1 rRNA gene is annotated in these 1,872 nt (G+C 54.1%); it reads left to right on the plus strand.

The annotated features are described in order from the left end of the window. Nucleotides 1–1,864: ribosomal RNA gene (locus ABRZ26_RS24980) — 23S ribosomal RNA — on the plus strand; the annotation flags it as partial. Between the last annotated feature and the right edge of the window lie 8 nt (nt 1,865–1,872).

Below are 1,872 nucleotides of genomic sequence, written 5' to 3' on the forward strand. Positions count from 1 at the left end.
CCCAGACAGCCAGGATGTTGGCTTAGAAGCAGCCATCATTTAAAGAAAGCGTAATAGCTCACTGGTCGAGTCGGCCTGCGCGGAAGATGTAACGGGGCTAAACCATGCACCGAAGCTGCGGCAGCGACACTATGTGTTGTTGGGTAGGGGAGCGTTCTGTAAGCCTGCGAAGGTGGCCTGTGAGGGCTGCTGGAGGTATCAGAAGTGCGAATGCTGACATAAGTAACGATAATGCGGGTGAAAAACCCGCACGCCGGAAGACCAAGGGTTCCTGTCCAACGTTAATCGGGGCAGGGTGAGTCGACCCCTAAGGCGAGGCCGAAAGGCGTAGTCGATGGGAAACGGGTTAATATTCCCGTACTGGTTGTTACTGCGAAGGGGGGACGGAGAAAGCTAGGTTGGCCGGGCGACGGTAGTCCCGGTTTAAGCGTGAAGGTGGGTGTTTTTGGTAAATCCGGAACACCGTTAACACTGAGGCGTGATGACGAGTCACTACGGTGATGAAGTAACCGATGCTACGCTTCCAGGAAAAGCCTCTAAGCTCCAGGTAACAGTCAATCGTACCCCAAACCGACACAGGTGGTCAGGTAGAGAATACTCAGGCGCTTGAGAGAACTCGGGTGAAGGAACTAGGCAAAATGGTGCCGTAACTTCGGGAGAAGGCACGCTGTGCGCGGTGAAGAGACTTGCTCTTGGAGCGGTGCGCAGTCGCAGATACCAGCTGGCTGCAACTGTTTAATAAAAACACAGCACTGTGCAAACACGAAAGTGGACGTATACGGTGTGACGCCTGCCCGGTGCCGGAAGGTTAATTGATGGGGTAAGCAGCAATGCGAAGCTCTTGATCGAAGCCCCGGTAAACGGCGGCCGTAACTATAACGGTCCTAAGGTAGCGAAATTCCTTGTCGGGTAAGTTCCGACCTGCACGAATGGCGTAATGATGGCCAGGCTGTCTCCACCCGAGACTCAGTGAAATTGAACTCGCTGTGAAGATGCAGTGTACCCGCGGCAAGACGGAAAGACCCCGTGAACCTTTACTATAGCTTGACACTGAACCTTGAGCCTTGATGTGTAGGATAGGTGGGAGGCTTTGAAGTGTGGACGCCAGTCTGCATGGAGCCGACCTTGAAATACCACCCTTTAATGTTTGATGTTCTAACGTGGGCCCCTGAGCGGGGTTGCGGACAGTGTCTGGTGGGTAGTTTGACTGGGGCGGTCTCCTCCCAAAGAGTAACGGAGGAGCACGAAGGTTAGCTAATCCTGGTCGGACATCAGGAGGTTAGTGCAAAGGCATAAGCTAGCTTGACTGCGAGAGTGACGGCTCGAGCAGGTGCGAAAGCAGGTCTTAGTGATCCGGTGGTTCTGAATGGAAGGGCCATCGCTCAACGGATAAAAGGTACTCCGGGGATAACAGGCTGATACCGCCCAAGAGTTCATATCGACGGCGGTGTTTGGCACCTCGATGTCGGCTCATCACATCCTGGGGCTGAAGTAGGTCCCAAGGGTATGGCTGTTCGCCATTTAAAGTGGTACGCGAGCTGGGTTTAGAACGTCGTGAGACAGTTCGGTCCCTATCTGCCGTGGGCGTTGGAAGATTGAGAGGGGTTGCTCCTAGTACGAGAGGACCGGAGTGAACGCACCACTGGTGTACGGGTTGTGATGCCAATTGCATTGCCCGGTAGCTACGTGCGGAAGAGATAAGCGCTGAAAGCATCTAAGCGCGAAACTTGCCTCGAGATGAGTCTTCCCTGGGCACTTGATGCCCCTGAAGGGCCGTTGAAGACGACGACGTAGATAGGCTGGGTGTGTAAGTGCAGCGATGCATTGAGCTAACCAGTACTAATGACCCGAGAGGCTTAACCTTACAACACC

It is taken from the genome of Brenneria sp. L4-2C (assembly GCF_040240335.1).
In the GTDB taxonomy this organism is placed as follows: Bacteria; Pseudomonadota; Gammaproteobacteria; order Enterobacterales; family Enterobacteriaceae; genus Brenneria.